The sequence below is a fragment of the Pseudomonas eutrophicaquae genome, assembly GCF_023544715.1.
In the GTDB taxonomy this organism is placed as follows: domain Bacteria; phylum Pseudomonadota; class Gammaproteobacteria; order Pseudomonadales; family Pseudomonadaceae; genus Geopseudomonas.
Genome location: NZ_JAMJEZ010000056.1, coordinates 1 through 1,121 on the forward strand (window position 1 = coordinate 1; position 1,121 = coordinate 1,121).

Below are 1,121 nucleotides of genomic sequence, written 5' to 3' on the forward strand. Positions count from 1 at the left end.
TTCGCCCAGGTTCAGCAGACCCTGCGTCACGGCCGTGCCGGCGTGATGCCGGCACAGCAGAACCTGCTCGGCGAAGATAAAGTCCACCTGCTGGCTGCTTACGTCTACAGCCTGTCGCAACAGGGTCGCCAGTGACCTACACGGGCGCAGCGTGCAAAGCGCTGCGCCTGTTTGCGAAATACGACCACGGTCTCGGTGACAAAGTGTCGCACCCCGCCTGAAGTTTTCTTCACAGCAGCCGCGCAGGGGAATACCCTGTCAGTCGGTCGCACCCTCCTATAAAAGCAACGCGATCACGATTTACAGCCATCTGCTCGGGATGGCTGTCTGCGCACCGCGAAAACGACAGCCGGACCGGGCAGGTTCCGTGCAGAGCCGCGCGCCTTGGTAACAAGGTGTTGCGTTGCAATGCCTACCTGCTTTCTCCATACTTGCCGCCGTTTTTTGTCCCGAAAAGTCCATTAACCGTGGAACCCCTGCAATGAGTACAGCAATCAGTCAGACTGCTTATAACTATAAGGTGGTCCGCCAGTTCGCCATTATGACGGTGATCTGGGGGATAGTAGGAATGGGTCTCGGCGTCTTCATCGCTGCCCAGCTGGTGTGGCCGGAGTTGAACTTCGACACCCCGTGGCTCAGCTTTGGTCGTCTGCGTCCGCTGCACACCAACGCGGTGATCTTCGCCTTCGGTGGTTGCGCGTTGTTCGCCACCTCCTACTACGTTGTACAACGCACCTGCCAGACCCGCCTGGTCTCCGACTCGCTCGCCGCCTTTACCTTCTGGGGCTGGCAGGCAGTGATCGTACTGGCGGTCATCACCCTCCCGCAGGGCTACACCTCCACCAAGGAGTACGCCGAGCTGGAATGGCCGATCGATATCCTGCTGGCGATCGTCTGGGTCACCTATGCCCTGGTGTTCTTCGGCACCATCATGAAGCGTCAGTCCCAGCACATCTATGTGGGCAACTGGTTCTTCGGCGCCTTCATCCTGGTCACCGCGCTGCTGCACATCGTCAACAGCATGGAAATCCCGGTCACTGCCTTCAAGTCCTACTCGATCTACAGCGGCGCGACCGATGCGATGATCCAGTGGTGGTACGGCCACAACGCGGTGGGCTTCT

1 protein-coding gene and 1 pseudogene are annotated in these 1,121 nt (G+C 59.3%); both read left to right on the plus strand.

Annotated elements, in window-relative coordinates; translation table 11 throughout:
* Nucleotides 1-135, plus strand: a pseudogene (locus MXC11_RS12100) (cytochrome C oxidase Cbb3); the annotation flags it as partial.
* Nucleotides 136-481: 346 nt separating this feature from the next.
* Nucleotides 482-1,121: cbb3-type cytochrome c oxidase subunit I (locus tag MXC11_RS12105; protein ID WP_250010423.1), on the plus strand; the 640-nt coding region annotated here is incomplete at its 3' end.